This is a genomic window from Pseudobacteroides sp. (genome assembly GCF_036567765.1).
Lineage (GTDB): Bacteria > Bacillota > Clostridia > Acetivibrionales > DSM-2933 > Pseudobacteroides.
Map to the genome: position 1 here is coordinate 39,142 of NZ_DATCTU010000112.1, position 16,594 is coordinate 55,735.

17 protein-coding genes are annotated in these 16,594 nt (G+C 36.5%); 7 read left to right on the plus strand and 10 right to left on the minus strand.

Annotated features, from left to right (window positions below; all coding sequences use genetic code 11):
- The first annotated feature begins 44 nt into the window (after positions 1-44).
- Positions 45-497: a hypothetical protein gene (locus VIO64_RS17950; RefSeq protein WP_331920786.1), complete on the plus strand. Its 453-nt coding sequence runs from the start codon at positions 45-47 to the stop codon at positions 495-497.
- A 336-nt stretch (positions 498-833) separates the two neighbouring features.
- On the opposite strand, the gene VIO64_RS17955 is transcribed toward VIO64_RS17950, so the two are convergent.
- The 10 genes from VIO64_RS17955 to VIO64_RS18000 all read right to left on the minus strand — a co-directional run bounded on the left by VIO64_RS17955 (position 834) and on the right by VIO64_RS18000 (position 12,126).
- Positions 834-2,438, minus strand: a complete 1,605-nt coding sequence (locus VIO64_RS17955; RefSeq protein WP_331920788.1) for a fused MFS/spermidine synthase — start codon at positions 2,436-2,438, stop codon at positions 834-836.
- Positions 2,439-2,504: 66 nt separating this feature from the next.
- On the minus strand, positions 2,505-4,991 hold the full coding sequence (locus VIO64_RS17960) for a DUF5050 domain-containing protein (protein WP_331920790.1): 2,487 nt from the start codon (positions 4,989-4,991) through the stop codon (positions 2,505-2,507).
- 18 nt (positions 4,992-5,009) lie between these two features.
- Positions 5,010-6,701: an extracellular solute-binding protein gene (locus VIO64_RS17965; protein ID WP_331920792.1), complete on the minus strand. Its 1,692-nt coding sequence runs from the start codon at positions 6,699-6,701 to the stop codon at positions 5,010-5,012.
- 96 nt (positions 6,702-6,797) lie between these two features.
- The gene (locus tag VIO64_RS17970; RefSeq protein ID WP_331920794.1) at positions 6,798-7,730 is read right to left on the minus strand and encodes a hypothetical protein; all 933 of its coding nucleotides are present in this window, start codon (positions 7,728-7,730) and stop codon (positions 6,798-6,800) included.
- A gap of 218 nt (positions 7,731-7,948) precedes the next feature.
- Positions 7,949-9,295, minus strand: coding sequence for a CCA tRNA nucleotidyltransferase (locus VIO64_RS17975; protein WP_331920796.1), 1,347 nt, complete (start codon positions 9,293-9,295; stop codon positions 7,949-7,951).
- 158 nt (positions 9,296-9,453) lie between these two features.
- Complete coding sequence (locus tag VIO64_RS17980) at positions 9,454-9,831, minus strand: GerW family sporulation protein (protein ID WP_331920798.1); 378 nt, start codon at positions 9,829-9,831, stop codon at positions 9,454-9,456.
- Positions 9,821-10,471 carry a DUF2953 domain-containing protein gene (locus VIO64_RS17985; protein ID WP_331920800.1) on the minus strand — a complete coding sequence of 217 codons (651 nt, stop codon included), beginning with the start codon at positions 10,469-10,471 and terminating at the stop codon, positions 9,821-9,823. The genes VIO64_RS17980 and VIO64_RS17985 overlap by 11 nt, the downstream gene beginning before the upstream one ends.
- 5 nt (positions 10,472-10,476) lie before the next feature.
- A complete protein-coding gene (locus VIO64_RS17990; RefSeq protein WP_331920802.1) occupies positions 10,477-10,902 on the minus strand; it encodes a zf-HC2 domain-containing protein in 426 nt (141 codons plus the stop codon).
- 1 nt (position 10,903) lies between these two features.
- Entirely contained in the window at positions 10,904-11,479 is a 576-nt protein-coding gene (locus tag VIO64_RS17995) for an RNA polymerase sigma factor (protein ID WP_331920804.1), read from the minus strand.
- Positions 11,480-11,757: 278 nt separating this feature from the next.
- Positions 11,758-12,126 carry a DUF5362 family protein gene (locus VIO64_RS18000; RefSeq protein WP_331920806.1) on the minus strand — a complete coding sequence of 123 codons (369 nt, stop codon included), beginning with the start codon at positions 12,124-12,126 and terminating at the stop codon, positions 11,758-11,760.
- Positions 12,127-12,497: 371 nt separating this feature from the next.
- On the opposite strand from VIO64_RS18000, the gene rpsB reads away from it, so the two are divergent.
- The 6 genes from rpsB (at position 12,498) to VIO64_RS18030 (ending at position 16,591) form a co-directional block, all read left to right on the plus strand.
- A complete protein-coding gene (gene rpsB / locus VIO64_RS18005) occupies positions 12,498-13,253 on the plus strand; it encodes a 30S ribosomal protein S2 (protein ID WP_331920808.1) in 756 nt (251 codons plus the stop codon).
- A gap of 75 nt (positions 13,254-13,328) precedes the next feature.
- Positions 13,329-13,976 (plus strand): translation elongation factor Ts, encoded by a 648-nt coding sequence (gene tsf / locus VIO64_RS18010; protein ID WP_331920810.1) that lies wholly within the window; start codon positions 13,329-13,331, stop codon positions 13,974-13,976.
- 144 nt (positions 13,977-14,120) lie between these two features.
- Positions 14,121-14,828 carry a UMP kinase gene (pyrH, locus tag VIO64_RS18015; RefSeq protein WP_331920812.1) on the plus strand — a complete coding sequence of 236 codons (708 nt, stop codon included), beginning with the start codon at positions 14,121-14,123 and terminating at the stop codon, positions 14,826-14,828.
- Between the two features lie 17 nt (positions 14,829-14,845).
- Entirely contained in the window at positions 14,846-15,403 is a 558-nt protein-coding gene (frr, locus tag VIO64_RS18020; RefSeq protein WP_331920814.1) for a ribosome recycling factor, read from the plus strand.
- A gap of 4 nt (positions 15,404-15,407) precedes the next feature.
- Entirely contained in the window at positions 15,408-15,611 is a 204-nt protein-coding gene (locus tag VIO64_RS18025) for a hypothetical protein (protein ID WP_331920816.1), read from the plus strand.
- Positions 15,612-15,826: 215 nt separating this feature from the next.
- Positions 15,827-16,591, plus strand: a complete 765-nt coding sequence (locus tag VIO64_RS18030; protein WP_331920818.1) for an isoprenyl transferase — start codon at positions 15,827-15,829, stop codon at positions 16,589-16,591.
- Positions 16,592-16,594 lie beyond the last annotated feature (3 nt).

The window sequence follows — 16,594 nt, forward strand, 5'->3', positions numbered from 1 at the left end:
TGATTAAATGATTGACCAAATTTATTAAACAAGGAGGAATTTTTGTGACATATCCACCTATTATGCGTCCATGCGGTAGTTCTTACGGCAATGGGTCTAGCGGTATGCAAAACTTTACTAATGGAACTGAGCAAGCAGCAGGTATGATGCCTGCACTGCCTGCAGGTACAATGCCTGCTTTACCGACAGGTATGCCTACAGGATACTCAGCGGGTCCTGCTCTAAGTCCTGGAGTTGCCGGGCAGCAAGTACATGGTAATTCTATTCCGGTACCGTCAACTGTTCAGAGCACCATGTTTACACCGGGATTTCTTACGACTCAGATAGGAAAGCTTATGCGAGTTGAGTTTTTAATAGGCACAAACGGGCCTTTGATTGACAGGGTAGGAACCCTGATAGCTGTCGGAGCAAGTTATATTCTATTAAGACCAACAGGCTCAGACGATGTCCTATTGTGTGACATTTATTCAATAAAATTTGTAACTATATTGCTGTAAAACTGTACAAAAAACTTATTATTCTTTTTATAAAAATGATGTTTTACAAGCACCAATTTTTATAAAAAGAATAATATATAGTATCATAAATTTATGGAGGTAATCAATAATGTCTAACGGTTTATTTAAAGGATTTCTAGGTGACAACAGCGAAATATTATTCTTTATACTCATTTTCTTGTTACTGTTCTTCAACGGAAAAAACTACGATGTATGTGATTAATAAGCTATAAGACTATTGAATCTAGGTAGTACTTAAAAAGTCAAGGAGATAGGGATAGACTATCTCCTTGACTTTTTATGGATAAATGTTTTGTTATTGTTGCAAATAATGGTTTATCGTAAATACTGCATGATGTTATCCCAAAATCCCTTTCCAGAATTAAGTTCATTCTTAAAGGACTCGAGTTCATTTGCTACAATTTCATCAAGTACTTTTTGACCCATGATTTCCACTGGTGCCACTTCATCTGTGAAAACTAACTTGGATTCGTTGATCTCTGTAAGGTTTGCCTTAACATATTCGGAAATTCCTTTTAAAGGATTTTGTTTTTCAATACTCTCAGAGTTGTTTAGAAAAAAGTTTAGAGAGTTTTCATCCCTTGATGCAAACACTATGGTATTAGTGGAGTTATTCAATTCGCATTTGTACACTTTTTCCATTTGGCTTTTTATTGTTTGACAAATATAGTCATTGATCTGAGAGTCTTTCTTAGAGCGGATATTAATATTTACTACAATTATGCCGTCAGGCTTCAAGCTTTCTTTTAACAATGCGAAGAATTCCTTGGTAGACATATGGAACGGTATTGTTATGTCGTGATATGCATCTACCATTATAAGATCATACTTTTTATCCTTATGAGTGTTTAAAAACGTCCTTCCGTCATTTATATAGATGTTGGCTTCATTATCTTTTAAATTAAAATACTTTTTTGAAAGATCCACTATCTTGGGATCAATCTCAACACCGTCCGTATTGACATTGGGAAAAAAGTGCTTTAGCTGTTTTGCATAAGTACCTGTCCCAAGGCCTAATATAAGAACATCTTTACTGGAATTGAAATTAACATTCTTCATAAACAGTGGAGCCATAAGTGCGTAATCATAGTAAAGGTTGGTAATAACGCTGTTCTTCTTGTATATTGACTGGACACCAAATGCCACATTTGTTGATAGTATAACGGACTTTGAATCCTCTGAGACCTGAAGGTAATTGTACTTGGATTCACCTTCATAGACTATGTTTTGCTTCCAGAAGGCATATGAATCATGAAATGGTATGACAGTCAAAGCCAATATGATAACGCTTGATATTATGGATTTTGCAAGTCTTATCCTTTTTGAGACAAAGTAATAGAGGCAAATTAGGTTTAGGATAAGGGAAAATATAAGGAAAGTCTTGCTGGTTCCTACAAGGGGTATTGTGATAAATGTAGGTATAAAGGTCCCTATAATGCTTCCAATGGTGGAAAGTGCATATATTTCGCCTGCGGTTTTCCCGCTTTTATTTATATCTGTTATGCCTAGTTTTACCAGATATGGGGTGACCATGCCCAGTATTACAAGTGGAATGGAAAATATGATAAGACAAGACAAAATTGATCCCGATACAACAAGATTGTCAGGGGAAACCCACATAAAAATTGTTACAGAAAGAATAATTATATATTTTCCTACAAAAGGGATAAGCCCTATATAAATAGCGGCGGCCCATATAAGAGCATAGAGTCTGTCCATGCTGTTATATTTGTCGGCAGATCTTCCTCCTAATATGTTACCAAGACTCATAGAAATCATTATAAGACCTATAACAATAGTCCAAATTATACTGGATGTACCGAAGGTAGGTGCAAGTAGTCTTGTTGCACTCAGTTCTACAGCCATTACCGACATTCCGCAGAAGAATGCGGTAAGATAAATATATATGTTTTTACTCATGGTATCCCCCATTTTTTCTGTAATAGTATGATGCTAAATTTAAAGTGATAAATCAAGTACATGTAATCAATCGGTTAAAAATATAATCCCATATTCATTACTTGAGTTGTCTTTAAATTCCTCGGCCTTATAGCCTTCCGCAGATTTAACTAAAATGTAGTAACTGCCAGGCTCCAGTTCCATTGTCAAGTTCTGGGTTTTTAATTCGCTTTCAACCTGAGAAACGCTTTTGGCAATTTGCTTGCCATTGCTGTCAATTAGTATAATACTTAAATCATCTTGGGACTCTTCAGTAAGAAATGCTCCCTCGCTTATGCCTACAAGGATAACTTTACATTTATTAGTCAAATTAAATTTAAAGTAATCTAAATCCTTTTCATCTTTTATAGTCCCCTCCATAGTGGAGTTAGGAGGATAATCGGCAGCCTTTTCCAGAGTGTTATTAGGCTCAGATTCTTCAAAAACCGATTCTTCCCTGCTTGCTGCTAAAAGCGGAATCATTGCTGCTGTTGGGAATAGTTTTTTAACGCTGTTTATGGGCACCGCGAAATTGATATTCTGGGTGTTGGCCATAGACATGGTAGTAATACCTATTACCTCGCCATAGGAGTTTATGAGAGGACCGCCGCTGTTACCAGGAGAGATGGCAGCACTGGTCTGGATATAACTCATTCCAAATAACACCCTAAGTCCGCTGACAATACCTGTCGATACTGAGTTTTGCAGCTCAAGGGGATTTCCGATGGCAACAACTTCTTCAGCCAGCTCAAGTTTGTCGGAATCTCCAAGGCTTAAGAATGGTAAGTTGGATGTATTTTTGAGTTTTAGTATAGCTATGTCTCTCATCACGTTATAGTTTAAAATATATTCAACATCATATGTTGTACTGTTGTTGACACTGCATTTGATAGTTGTGGCTCCTTCTATAACGTGGTAATTTGTTACTATTATACCGCTGCTTTCAATATTAAACCCTGTGCCTGAACCTATGGGCTCACCATCTTCATCAAAAGTTTTGATTAGGTAAATTGCTTCAGTATGCTTTGCAATGTCCTTTGGGCTAAGGGTGGCCTGAGGCCGCGGAACCGATGTAACTGTAATTGGCATCGGGGTAGAGGAGGTGGTTCCTGGAATAAAGGTCTGTATATCTTGGAATATGCCCTCTTTATCCATGTTTTGCTTAACTGAACCGTCAGTTTTTACTCTGAATTCCTTTGATTTGATATCAATCTTCTCGCTAATTTCATTATCTTCATCAGATTCCATATCCTCATTGGAATTTATATCTTCATCAGGTATATCCATATCAGATAAGCTTTTAGGCATTACATAGCTTGTATAATATATCCAATCTCCCGATATGTTTAGGCTACCTTTAACTCCGGTACTAATCTTCTTTTTTTCACTTCCGTCTTCCTTGATTTTATATAGGTTACCAAGAAAGTCGTTGTAATATATAAAGCCTTCAGAATAGTTTAAGGAATTTACCGAAGTACTCACAATCTTTTCAATGCCTGTTCCGTTGGTTTTAATTTTGTATATTCCTCTGTCCTCATCGTTAAATAAGCTGAAGATTAGTGTGTCTTTTGTGTTATTAAAATTTAGATTGCCTGTTATTTCCTCGCATAAAACCGACTCATCCTTGCCGTTTGTTCGCATGCGGCAAAGGTCACCGTCCCTTTCGAAAAATATCCATCCATTAGACACCACAAGATTGGACACGGTATCGTCGCTGATTTTCTGACGGCCTTTACCATCTAAACGTATTTTATATGGTCTGTCATAATCGCTTTGGTTTATGTAGTAGATCCAATCATCAACAATGGAGGCATATAAAACCTTATCAGAGGTTATTTTAGTGGATGAGGTGCCGTTGAGCTTCATCCTGTAAAGTCTGTCTCTCTCGCTTTCTACAGGGTATTTCTCAGAGTATACGAAATACATCCAATCTCCAACAATATTTATGAATGATACTGGGTTTCCGTTGATTTTTACTTTTTCAGAACTTCCATGCTTTATTTTATAAGTGCCTAAGTTATAGAAGGAAATATAATCATAGTCACCGCTTGAACATACATAACCCTCGTTATTAATATTTCCTGAGGTGTTGTATGTCTTTTCAACAAGATCATCTGTTGAAATGTTGATGGTTCTTGTACCATTATCCCATTCAACCTTGGCACCAAAGGCCTCTCCCACAAACCGCAGAGGAACAAGTGTCCGGCCTTTTGTTATACTTGGTGAGGCATCTAAAACAACCGGAGTATCGTTAATAAAGCCTTTTTTATCTCCGATTTTAAGTTTTACCACCTTTCCGCTTCTGGTTGCTGTAATGGATTTTGTCTTGTCGTTCCATTCAACGTATGCATCAAGACATTCAAAAATATCCCTCATTGGGACCAAGGTCCTGCCCGAGGACACTACAGGTGCAGTGTCCATTGTAAGGGCTTTTCCTCTTACTATCACCTTTATTTTTGCAGGAGCAGCATAGGAACTGGTTGAAAGAAACAATTGCAGCATTAAAAATGCAAATAGTAATAATATTTTTTTCATTATACACCTCAAATTAGGTTATTTAACAGCAATATCTTTCAAGTTGGTCTTTACTTTATCTTTTAAGATTTTTATGGCCTCATCCCTGGTATCAATTTTTCCTGCCAGGTAGGAACGAAGCACATCGATATATGAGTTTTCTATTGTATCATCATATTTTGTAAGCAATTTACCGTTTACTTTTTCAGCAAGTGGGCCAAATATCTTAAAGTTATTCTGGCCTGTTATTTTGGATGTGTAATATGAATCTGATGCCAATTCATTTACCAATGCTTTGTTATTTGGCATATCCTGGTTGTCGATACACCACTTCTTCATAAACTTCTTATTGGAGGTGAAGGCTTTTATAAAATTGAAAGCTTCCTGCTTTCTGGTGCTCTTTGAAGATAATCCAAACCATGTACCGCCCCAGAAGTTTTGATAAGGTGGTGTGGCAAGTGCCCATCTGCCGCCGTCAGCAGCTCTTTTATCATTAGAACCTATTATCCAGGGTACACCCCAAGTAGGTATAACCCAGCACATTGCTGTTTCATCGCTTGCGATGGCAGCAGACCAGCCGGGAGACCACTGGTCAAGGCCTGATTCATATCTGTTGGCTCTAAGCTTCTTGGCAAGATCCATAAAGTCCAGCACTTTTTGATCAATTACAAGGTTGTTGTTTGATACCCAACCTTTGGTGCGTGCACCCATATAAGTCCTTAATAGCTCTTCGAAAGTAGGGAAAAGGGCCACTTTGCCACCGCTTTTCGACTTTAGGGTGGCTGCGGTTTTAAGAATGTTATCAGATGTGGAAATCATCTGTGATATTTTTGCAGGGTCATTTGTCCCAAGATATTTTTTGGCAAGAGATTTTTTATAACCGATTGATATGGGTGCGATCTGGTGAGCGATTGCTCTTAAAACTCCGCCCTTATCCTTTCCCACATCCAGAGTATAAGGATACATGTTTCCTGTAATATCTTTGGATTTTGCTGTAATATCATCAAGGGCTCCGGGCATTTCAACAAACCTCTTGACAAAGGCTGATTCAAATCCGGCAACATCCGGAATACCTGATCCTGCCCTGTAAGCTGACGTAAGCTTGTTCTGGTATTGTTGATCCTTATCGGGAATTACAGATAGGTTTATCTTTTTATCCGGATACAGCTCGTTATATGCTCTTACTATATTAGGTGCTTCATCCTTATTGAAGTACCAGAAAGTTATTTCTGATTTATTGGAGTTGGACTCTTCATAAGTAGGGTTGGCTGCTTCTATATAGCTGCTGTCCATGGATGGGTCCACTTTATCGCTCAAAAGAACTACCGTGCTAGAAGCGTTGTTCCAATAAACCCTCACACCAAGGTTTTCTGCCACAAATCTGGTGGGAACAAAAGTCCTTCCGTTTTTCACCTGGGGAACAGCATCTAATTCAATAATGTCATCGTTTATCGAGGCTGTAGTGCTGTTAATTGTAAGTATAATTCTTAAATCATCTTTTGTACCAGTTACGGTATCGGTATCTGCATCCCATTCTACAGTTGCTCCAAGTGCTTCAAAGATTGCTCTAAAAGGCACCATGGTTCTTCCGTTGCTGATGAAGGGGGCTGAATCAAATTTCAGTTCTTTGCCGTCAAGTGCTACTTTTATCTTGGATTGTGCCGAAGATGAAGGTATTACTGAGGAGAAAATCAAAATTAGGGAAATGATAGCCGGTATAATTCTTTTCATGTATGTATTCCTTTCTTTAATTGAGAATAATATTTTATTAATGAAATAAAAAGGGGACTGTGCATTTAAGCTTGTCCCCCTAATAAGCAAAGTTTATTATTTCTTGTTGATAATCTTTGTAGGTATTTCTGTGGAATAGACGTTGACTACATCTTTTCCTACAACTCTGAAGACTTCAATTGTGGAAGCATTCTGGTTTTTACCTTCTACAATTATTTCCATGTTGTTGTCATTGTCTATATCAAGAACCATAGGAGCAAAATAAATACACTCCTTAGCAGGCTTGGATTTTGAGTATTGATCACGTATAACAATGTTCTGTTCCTGACCGTCTACAACTTTATTAAGTACAACCATCGAGTATGTGCCTTGTCCTTCTTTGCCCTCTGATTTGTACCAGGAGGCAGTATTGTAGTCATATGCACACACCAGTTTTTCAACTGTTCCATCACCGTCAAGGTCTATCTCAGAAGACCTTTTAATAGATATGTTGCTATTGGATAAGCCTTTTTTATCAAGTACATCCTTAACTATTTTTCCGTATGTTATAAGGTTTGCACCTGAGGCTTTTGGAACTCTTGGCATTGCGTTCCAAGGTCCGCTGATCCCAAGCTGGTATATGAAAACTTTTGCATTAAGCTCATCATTGTTGGCGTATGGGAAATCCTGTGCTATATCAATTGATTTATCTTCTTTGATTTTGGGTGTTATGCCTGTTCCTACTACTGAGTCAAATGAATAATAAGTAAAAACCTCATCTCCTTTTAAAAGCTTTTGTGAATCGGATGCATTTGTCCATTTTTTACTTTTTAGATCAACTGTTCCTAATATGTTGCCTCTGTTTACTACAATTGATATATCACTTTGGGGTTTTTTGATACTCAAAGGATCAATTGGTGTAGGTGAGGGCTCTGTAATAGCCGAGGGTTCAGGGCTTGTGGTGCCGGTATTGTTGCTATCAGAGCTGCAAGAGGTAGATACAGCTGAGATTAATACTAACAGTGATATAAGTAGTAAATTTTTTTTCATTTTTGGTTGCCTCCTGTAATATAATGTTATGAGATAATACTAACTTGCCGAGTAGAATACTTTTGTAACTACAAAAGCAATCTGTTAATGTATAAACCGATGTTTACATTAACCACAAAGCAAATTAGGGTAACATTAAAATTATATACCTAATAAAAGTACTTTACAATCCCCTAATAGAACTATTATTGATTAAAAAGGCATGTGTTCGAAAAAATTTACATAGGACCCAAAAATCGGGTGCCAACTATTCGGCATAAGTGGGAATAAGTGTTCAATTGAGGACTTTCAATAACCATGTCCAAAAGCTTGTTTAAAATAATTCCAATATTTCTACCCTGGCTGATACCAAGATTAATTAGGTCATCTCCGCTAATAGCTAAAGAATCCAGGCTAAAGCACTCATTAGACTCTATTATTTCTCCTGCCATACATTTAATTTTAGCCAAATCAACGAGCCTTGATTCAAGAAATTTGGTGTTTTGAGCTCTTATATCTGCTTCCTTGACCTTTAGAAGCAGGAATATAGCCTCTTTGCCAAGTGTTTTCAGAGCTTTTTTAATGGAGACATTGTCAGGGGCTACTCTCATATCATGATGCTTGATAAGCTTTAGTATAATATCTATGGACTTATTGTCAAACCGTAGCCTTTTTAAAATACTAAGGGCCAAATCCACACTGACACTCTGATGACCATGGAAATGGTCTATCCCTTCTGAGTCGGTAGTCTTGGTAACCGCTTTCCCAATATCATGAAGCAGCATTGTCCATCTTAAAATCTTGTCGCATTCAATGCCGGACACAGCAAGAATGGTATGTTGGTCCACATTATACATATGATAAGGGTTGTTCTGTTCTATGCCGATGCAGCTTTCAAATTCAGGAAGTACAAATTTTAACAGTCCTGTATCATGGAGAAGAAGAAGCTTTGATGGATTGGGTGAAACCAATATCTTGGTAAGCTCTTCCCTTATCCTCTCTGGGCTTATATTATTTATAAGTTCTTTGTTTTGTGAAATGGCTTTTAGGGTTTGGGATTCTATTCGAAATCCAAGCTGGGCAGAAAAACGTATTGCCCTAAGCATCCGAAGAGCATCCTCCTTAAACCTTTCATCAGCATTCCTTACGGCTCTTATAACTTTATCATCAAGATCATTTATGCCTTCAAAATAGTCTATTACTCCTAAGGACGGGTTATAGGCGAGGGCGTTGACGGTAAAATCCCTGCGGCTTAAATCCTCCTTCAGGGAAGCGGTAAACTCAACACTGTCAGGTCTTCTGTTATCGGAATACTCACCATCAATCCTATAGGTTGTTATTTCGTAGCTTTCATTATTTATAACGACAGTTACGGTTCCATGTTTTAGTCCGGTGTCTATGGTTTTTTCAAATAACGACTTTGTATTGTGGGGGAGTGAATTTGTTGTTATATCCCAATCCTTGGGTGTTTTATTGAGAAGGCTGTCCCTTACACAGCCGCCCACTGCAAAGGCTTCATAGCCTGCGGTATTCAGCCTTGTTATAATGCTTAGTACATCATCCGGTAATAATATATCTTTTTTCATAAAATCCTTTCTTTCAGGTTGGAAATTTATATTATCCATTATAGCACAAGGTTATATGTCTAGGGAGTATAATTGTAAGCTGTTTTATTGCCAAGGCATTAAAAAGACTGTCGGATATCCGACAGCCCTCATGTTACCTATGGCATTACTTTCAGGTATTATTTATTTTCTTCAGTATCACCGGCCTTATCGCATTTGATATGGGATACAATGTCGGGAACCATTTCAATAAGCTTATCAAGACCGCCTGTTTTCTTAATTGGAAGAAGCTGTACATCATCCCCTTTTACTACCAGAACTGCTGTAGGAGCTACTCTTGCACCAACACCTGCACCGGAACCTGTGCCATTTGCTCCTTTAGGGTCCTTTCCATCGCCGCCTCCCGAACCTAATCCAAAGGTGACTGTAAGAAACGGTATTATTGTTGTTTCACCAATTTTGATGGATTCACCCACTACTGTTTTTGATTTCAAAAAGTTCTCCAATTTCTCAAAAATCATGTTTATGTTTTCATTTACATTCAAATCAATTGACATATGCTTTTTCCTCCTTGGAAAATAATATTTTTCTGACATTTTTATTAAAAAGAGTTTTTATAGCGATAACCATAACTGCAATCAGTATCAGGCGACCCTTTATAAGAAAATTACCCTCAAGTATTTCATCTTCAAATACAGGACATACATTAACATTATAATTTATAAAAAGCGGCCGCATTATGTTAAAGGATGCCAGGGCTACCCCAGTGTAAAAAGGGTCTTCAAAACCATACCTCCCTTCAAGTTTGAATCTTTTAGGTTTTATATGATAAAAAAGCTCTTTTAATGCTTTCATTATTGGTTTTAAAAAGTTTTTATCTAAAAACCTGACGTTGTTTTGTGGCAGTTTATCTTTTTTTTGATATTTGGAATCTACCTTAAGGTGCAGCTTTTTAGTATTGCTGTTAATAACAGAAAATTTTATTTTTAAAAGTCTTATATATAGTTGGCTTTTATTCCAGTTTTTCTTGGAAAATGTAAATCCCAATAAGCCAAACAACCAACTTACGCCAGCTTTTATATGTGTGTCTTTATGCTTTCTGGCAGCGACACAGTATGTGAAAGGTACAAACAAAAGAAGCAGAACCACAAAAGAAAGCAGTATGCCGAAAACCTTTAGTATAAACAATATAACCATGATTATTACCTCGACTGTATTATTTTAATTCCTTTTTTTATAGCCTTGCCTGATGCATTATATAAAATGGAAGAAGATTTTTTTATTCCTTTTTCGAATAAATCCTTACCGGGAATATAATTTATATACATGTTGGAGGTTTCCAGATTCTTTTTTTGGATTCTTAAAAGCTTTTTGATACCAAAACCTTCACTTTCATCTGCCATTATATTGTCAACAACATTTTCCCTTATGGATTCGAGTTCATGGGGGATATCAATCTCCTCATCATTTATGCCTTCCAGTTCCCAGAAAAGCAGCTTTAAATGGGTAAGTTCCTTTTTGCATTTTCTGCATACCTTTAAATGCTCATCAACAAATATTTTTTCCAGCTCGTCAATTGTTCCTTCCAAATAATCATGGAGTAAAGCAGTGTCAAAATTGCAATCCATTTTATACCTCCCATATTCCTTTCTTGATAAGACTTTTCTTAAGAAGGTTTCGGCCTCTATGTATATAAGTTTTTACAGTACCTTCGGGGCATGACATCAAATCACTTATTGCCTTATAGCTGTATCCTTTTATATGTCTTAGAATTATTGCCATTCTTATTTCATAGGGTAGCTCTCTTATGGAATTCTCTACGACCTTTTTAGTATCCTGATAAAGTATTTGTTGTTCTGTGTTTTCGGATGAAACAAGCTTTAGCTCCAAGGGATCTTCTTCAGGAACGGTGCTTTCATTTAGAGAAATGACACCTTTATTGTTTTTCTTTAAAAAGTTTATGCATGTATTGATCGTAATCCTCTTTATCCAGGGAAGCAGTGCCTTGTCTTCATCAAAACTATCGAGAGACTTAAAAATCTTCATGTATATTTCCTGCACAAGATCCAATGAGTCATCCTTGGAAGATGCATAGAAGTAACATATTTTATATATGTAACGTTCATACTTTTGGAATAAGAGATCAAAGCCTTCTCTATTTTTTCTTTTACAAAGTTTGATAAGTTCCTTGTCCGCTACTTCCAAAGCTGCATCCATCCTTTTATAAAATCTTGAGTGTTTTGTCTTATAAATATAAATACAATTGAAAATCAAAAAAGTTTCAAAGACATTAAAAAAATCGCTTGCGATTTTGCAACCTTGATTGTTGTCGTGAGAAATTGTGGTGTAGCAGACACCATAATTTCCTAGACATTAAAAAAATTAAACCGGAGTATCCTCCGGCTTAATAAGCTGTATTAAAATTGATTAATTCTATACATTTACGTGTAGAAAAAATACCATAAAAAAGTTGAACAGGATTGTTAACGAAAAGCCATTATTCCCAAAAACATAATAGCAACTATAGCAATAATATATAATGCCATAAATGATAAACCTATTACAATCAGAATCCCTGTGATTTTGAAGCTGCCGTTAAGGTTATCAACCGCGTTCGCTAAGTTGTAATAGCTGTTTGACTCGGAAAAACGTTTCATATCCTCGTATGCTCTTAAAATCCTAAGGCCGGCAAATATTATAGGTATACCTATAGCTGCTGTAAGGATTCCGACACACATCAATGAGCCATAGACAATATACGATATGCCAACAAACTTAGTCCAGCCATTTAGTGGTTTACCCTGCACCACTGAAAAATCTGCCGAACTTTTTAGAAAATTAATATCTTCCATAAAATGCCTCCCTATAAATAAAAAATAGTAGATAGATTAAAAGTGGTTAATTGTTAATCTGTTAAATCTGCTTTAATCTATATGTTTTGAAAGTAACATTTAAGATTGAAAAACTGCAAAACATTTTTCACAATTTAATTTAGTAGGATATATATAATAGTAGTCTATCCTTGACCTAATTTCAAGTGTTTATAGGGGGGGGTGAAAAATAATATTTATAAATTAGTCGAAATAGTTGATAATATTATTTCCTTGTGTTATACTATTTAACGGTAAAAATACGCACACGGACTGATTTTTGGAAAAGTGCTCCTAATGAGTGTTCCAGGAAGATGAAGACGTGGAGGTATAACTAAAAGGAGGAATAATAAATGTCAGTAATTTCTATGAAACAGTTATTGGAAGCAGGGGTTCACTTTGGTCACCAGACAAGAAGATGGAATCCTAAAATGGCGGAATTTATCTTTACAGAGCGTAATGGTATTTATATCATTGACCTTCAGAAGACTGTAAAGAAGGTAGAAGAAGCTTATTACTTCATAAGAGAAGTAGCAATGAACGGACAAGATATATTGTTCGTAGGAACAAAGAAGCAGGCACAGGATTCTATTAAGGAAGAAGCACAAAGAAGCAGTCAGTACTTTGTAAATGCAAGATGGCTCGGAGGTATGCTTACCAACTTTAATACTATCAAGAAGAGAATTGACAGATTAAACAAATTGGAAAGCATGGAGAAGGACGGAGTATTTGATGTTCTTCCTAAGAAGGAAGTTATAAAGCTTAAAAAAGAAATGGTTGATCTTGAAAAGAATCTTGGCGGAATAAAGAATCTTAAGAGATTGCCTGGAGCTATGTTTATAGTTGACCCAAGAAAAGAAAGAAATGCAATATTGGAAGCAAAGAGATTGGGTATTCCTGTTGTTGCTATAGTTGATACAAACTGTGACCCTGATGAAATTGATTTCCCTATACCAGGAAACGATGATGCTATAAGGGCTGTTAAACTAATTACAGCTAAAATAGCAGACGCTATTTTAGAAGGCAGACAGGGCGAACAGTTGACAGATACTGCACCTGCAGCTGTTCAAGCTGAGGAAGTAGTTGAAGTGGAAGCTCAGGCTGAATAATTTTCAATTAAAATTAAAATAAATAATAGATTATAAGAAAAAATATTATATTAATATTTTTATGGAGGATTTACTATGGTTACAGCAGATTTGGTAAAGCAGCTCCGTGAAAGAACTGGAGCCGGAATGATGGATTGCAAGAAGGCTCTTACAGAAGCTAACGGAGATATGGAAAAGGCAATAGAAGTATTAAGAGAAAAGGGATTGGCAGCAGCTGCAAAGAAATCAGGAAGAATAGCAGCTGAAGGATTGGTAGAAGCTTATATTCATGGAGACGGAAGAATCGGTGTTCTCGTTGAAGTTAATATAGAAACAGACTTTGCAGCAAAAAATGAAGAGTTCAAAGGCTTTGTTAAAGATGTAGCAATGCAAATTGCAGCAGCAAAACCTGAGTACGTAAGACGTGAAGAAGTTCCTACAGCTATTTTGGAAAAGGAAAAAGAGATTTTGAAGGCACAGGCACTAAATGAAGGAAAGCCTGAGAAAATTATTGAAAAAATGGTTGAAGGAAGAATCGAGAAGTATTACAAGGAAGTATGTCTTTTAGAACAGCCATGGATTAAAGATAATGACAAGACAATTCAGCAGCTTATGACTGAAAAAATCGCAACTATCGGAGAAAATATCAACATCAGAAGGTTTGTTAGATTTGAAAGAGGCGAAGGTATAGAAAAGAAGCAGGAAAACTTTGCTGATGAAGTTATGAAGCAAATCGGTGGCTAATATTAAAGCAAATAATAATATTAAAATATGGGAACATTTATTATGTTCCCATATTCATATATAAAAATATTTTCATTTGTTGTGATAAATTGAACTTAATATAATACAATTGCTTTTAATATTAAGAATCGGAGGAAATTTTTGATGCTGACACCAAAGTACAAAAGGGTTATGTTAAAAATCAGCGGTGAAGCCTTAGCCGGAAACCATAAAGTCGGTATTGATGCTGATACAATTAATGGAGTTTGTGATAAGATAAACGAAATTTACAAACTTGGAGTAGATGTGGCAATAGTTGTCGGAGGAGGGAACTTCTGGAGAGGAAGAAGCGGCAAAGGCATGGACCGCACAACTGCTGACCATATGGGAATGCTGGCAACAGTTATAAATTCTCTCGCACTGCAAGATGCCCTAGAGTCAAGAGGAGTACCTACAAGGGTTCAAACTGCTATAGAAATGAGGCAGATTGCAGAACCTTACATAAGGCGAAAGGCGGTAAGGCATCTTGATAAAAGAAGAATTGTTATTTTTGCCTGCGGAACTGGGAACCCTTACTTTTCTACAGACACAACGGCAGCATTGAGGGCTGCTGAGATTGACGCAGAAGTTATACTTCTTGCGAAAAAGGTTGATGGAGTATATGACAGTGATCCCAATGTTAATCCTGATGCCAAGAAATTCGATAAGCTGACATATCTAGATTTGCTTCATAAAGAACTTGGTGTCATGGATTCAACGGCAGCATCGCTTTGTAAGGACAATAATATACCTATAATTGTATTTGGTCTCGATCAACCGGATAATATAATTAAGGTAATTCTTGGAGAAGAAATAGGAACATCTATAAGGTAATCAGGGAGGTTATTAGTATGAATAAAGAAGATTACAAACCATTTGAAGAAAAGATGAAAAAGACTATAAATGTTTTGAAGGATGACTTGGCAGGACTCAGAGCAGGAAGAGCGAACTCGTCCATTTTGGATAAGATTATGGTAGATTATTACGGTGTACCTACTCCAATAACACAGTTAGGAAGTGTTACAATACCGGAAGCAAGAATTATTTCTATTCAGCCATGGGATGCTAAGGTTTTAAAGGAAATTGAGAAGGCGATACAAAAATCCGATATTGGTCTAAATCCTAACAATGACGGAAAAATAATCAGGCTGGTATTTCCACCTCTTACAGAGGAGAGAAGAAAAGAACTTACAAAAACAGTTAAGAAATACGGTGAAGATGCGAAGGTAGCTGTAAGGGCCATAAGAAGAGATGCCATAGAACATTTCAAAGCCGAAAAGAAGAATAATTCCATAACTGAAGACGACCTTAAGACAGCGGAAAAGGATATTCAAAATATAACTGACAAAAGGGTTGCTGAAATTGAAAAGGTAGTTGAAGATAAGGAAAAAGAAATATTAGAGGTGTAACACATTGAGTTTACCCGATTTGACCGGATATATTCTGAAGGATGGATTAGAGCAGATAAAAAAATATTCATTTGAAGCAGATGAAATCAAAGTGACAAGCGAACCCAGGAAAACTTCCAGCGAGTACGATATGGGCTACAGGATACTAAGGTGCGATATTGTCGGTAATAATAAAGTTAGACTGCTGATAGCAAAACCCCTCATATAGAGGGGTTAGTCATTATGCGGCCAAATAGTTTGTTGTTGTTTTATTATAGAAATTAATGTATTATATATATTGGTTATGGCTTTTAAATAATTTTATATAATAGATTGATGAGTTAAGTCAACACATGAGCGAAATTTATAGCGGAAGTTATTTTTGATCATGACTAAGTATATACAAATTGCAATCTATACGAAGAGTGATTAATCGGAGGCGTAATGAGTTTATTTAAAGGGTTCTTGAAAAATAATAAGGATAAAGGGGAAAGAATAGGTGTTGATCCTCAAAATATTCCAACCCATATAGCTATTATTATGGATGGAAACGGAAGATGGGCAAAAAGAAGAAAGCTTCCTAAAATATTGGGACATAGGGAGGGCAGCAATGTTTTAAAAAAGATTGTAAGATATTGTGACAAGCTTGGTGTTAAATATCTTACTGTTTATGCCTTTTCTACAGAGAATTGGAAAAGACCTAAAAAGGAAGTTGATGAGCTTATGGATCTCCTTTTGGAAAAGCTTAAAAACGCAGAAAAGGAATTGGGTGGAGACCAGGCTAAAATTAGAGTTATAGGCAATATTAAAGGGCTGCCCATTGATATTCAAAATGAAATCAAGAGGGTTGAAAGGGTTACTTCACAAAATTCCGGAATCTGCCTCAATATTGCATTGAACTATGGTGGAAGAGACGAAATCGTAAATGCTGTAAAAGAGATTGTGACCGAAGCGGAAAAAGGTATTATAAAGAATGATCATATAGACGAAGAATATTTCGCTAAAAAATTATATACGTGGTATATGCCTGATCCTGACCTGCTTATCCGTACAAGCGGTGAAAAAAGGCACAGCAACTATTTGTTGTGGCAAATGGCCTATACCGAGTTTTGGTACACAGATGTGCTGTGGCCTGATATTAGCGAAGCTTACATAGATGAGGCTATTATGGAATATCAAAAAAGAAATAGACGTTTTGGAGGAGTGTAACTT

Coding starts and splice junctions, on each gene's coding strand:
- tsf (WP_331920810.1), top strand. CDS start 13,329: ATGGTTACAGCAGATTTGGTAAAGCAGCTCCGTGAAAGAACTGGAGCC.
- VIO64_RS17990 (WP_331920802.1), bottom strand. CDS start 10,902: ATGGATTGCAATTTTGACACTGCTTTACTCCATGATTATTTGGAAGGA.
- VIO64_RS17965 (WP_331920792.1), bottom strand. CDS start 6,701: ATGAAAAGAATTATACCGGCTATCATTTCCCTAATTTTGATTTTCTCC.
- VIO64_RS17955 (WP_331920788.1), bottom strand. CDS start 2,438: ATGAGTAAAAACATATATATTTATCTTACCGCATTCTTCTGCGGAATG.
- VIO64_RS17980 (WP_331920798.1), bottom strand. CDS start 9,831: ATGTCAATTGATTTGAATGTAAATGAAAACATAAACATGATTTTTGAG.
- pyrH (WP_331920812.1), top strand. CDS start 14,121: ATGCTGACACCAAAGTACAAAAGGGTTATGTTAAAAATCAGCGGTGAA.
- frr (WP_331920814.1), top strand. CDS start 14,846: ATGAATAAAGAAGATTACAAACCATTTGAAGAAAAGATGAAAAAGACT.
- VIO64_RS18030 (WP_331920818.1), top strand. CDS start 15,827: ATGAGTTTATTTAAAGGGTTCTTGAAAAATAATAAGGATAAAGGGGAA.
- VIO64_RS17970 (WP_331920794.1), bottom strand. CDS start 7,730: ATGAAAAAAAATTTACTACTTATATCACTGTTAGTATTAATCTCAGCT.
- VIO64_RS17975 (WP_331920796.1), bottom strand. CDS start 9,295: ATGAAAAAAGATATATTATTACCGGATGATGTACTAAGCATTATAACA.
- VIO64_RS18000 (WP_331920806.1), bottom strand. CDS start 12,126: ATGGAAGATATTAATTTTCTAAAAAGTTCGGCAGATTTTTCAGTGGTG.
- VIO64_RS17985 (WP_331920800.1), bottom strand. CDS start 10,471: ATGGTTATATTGTTTATACTAAAGGTTTTCGGCATACTGCTTTCTTTT.
- rpsB (WP_331920808.1), top strand. CDS start 12,498: ATGTCAGTAATTTCTATGAAACAGTTATTGGAAGCAGGGGTTCACTTT.
- VIO64_RS17960 (WP_331920790.1), bottom strand. CDS start 4,991: ATGAAAAAAATATTATTACTATTTGCATTTTTAATGCTGCAATTGTTT.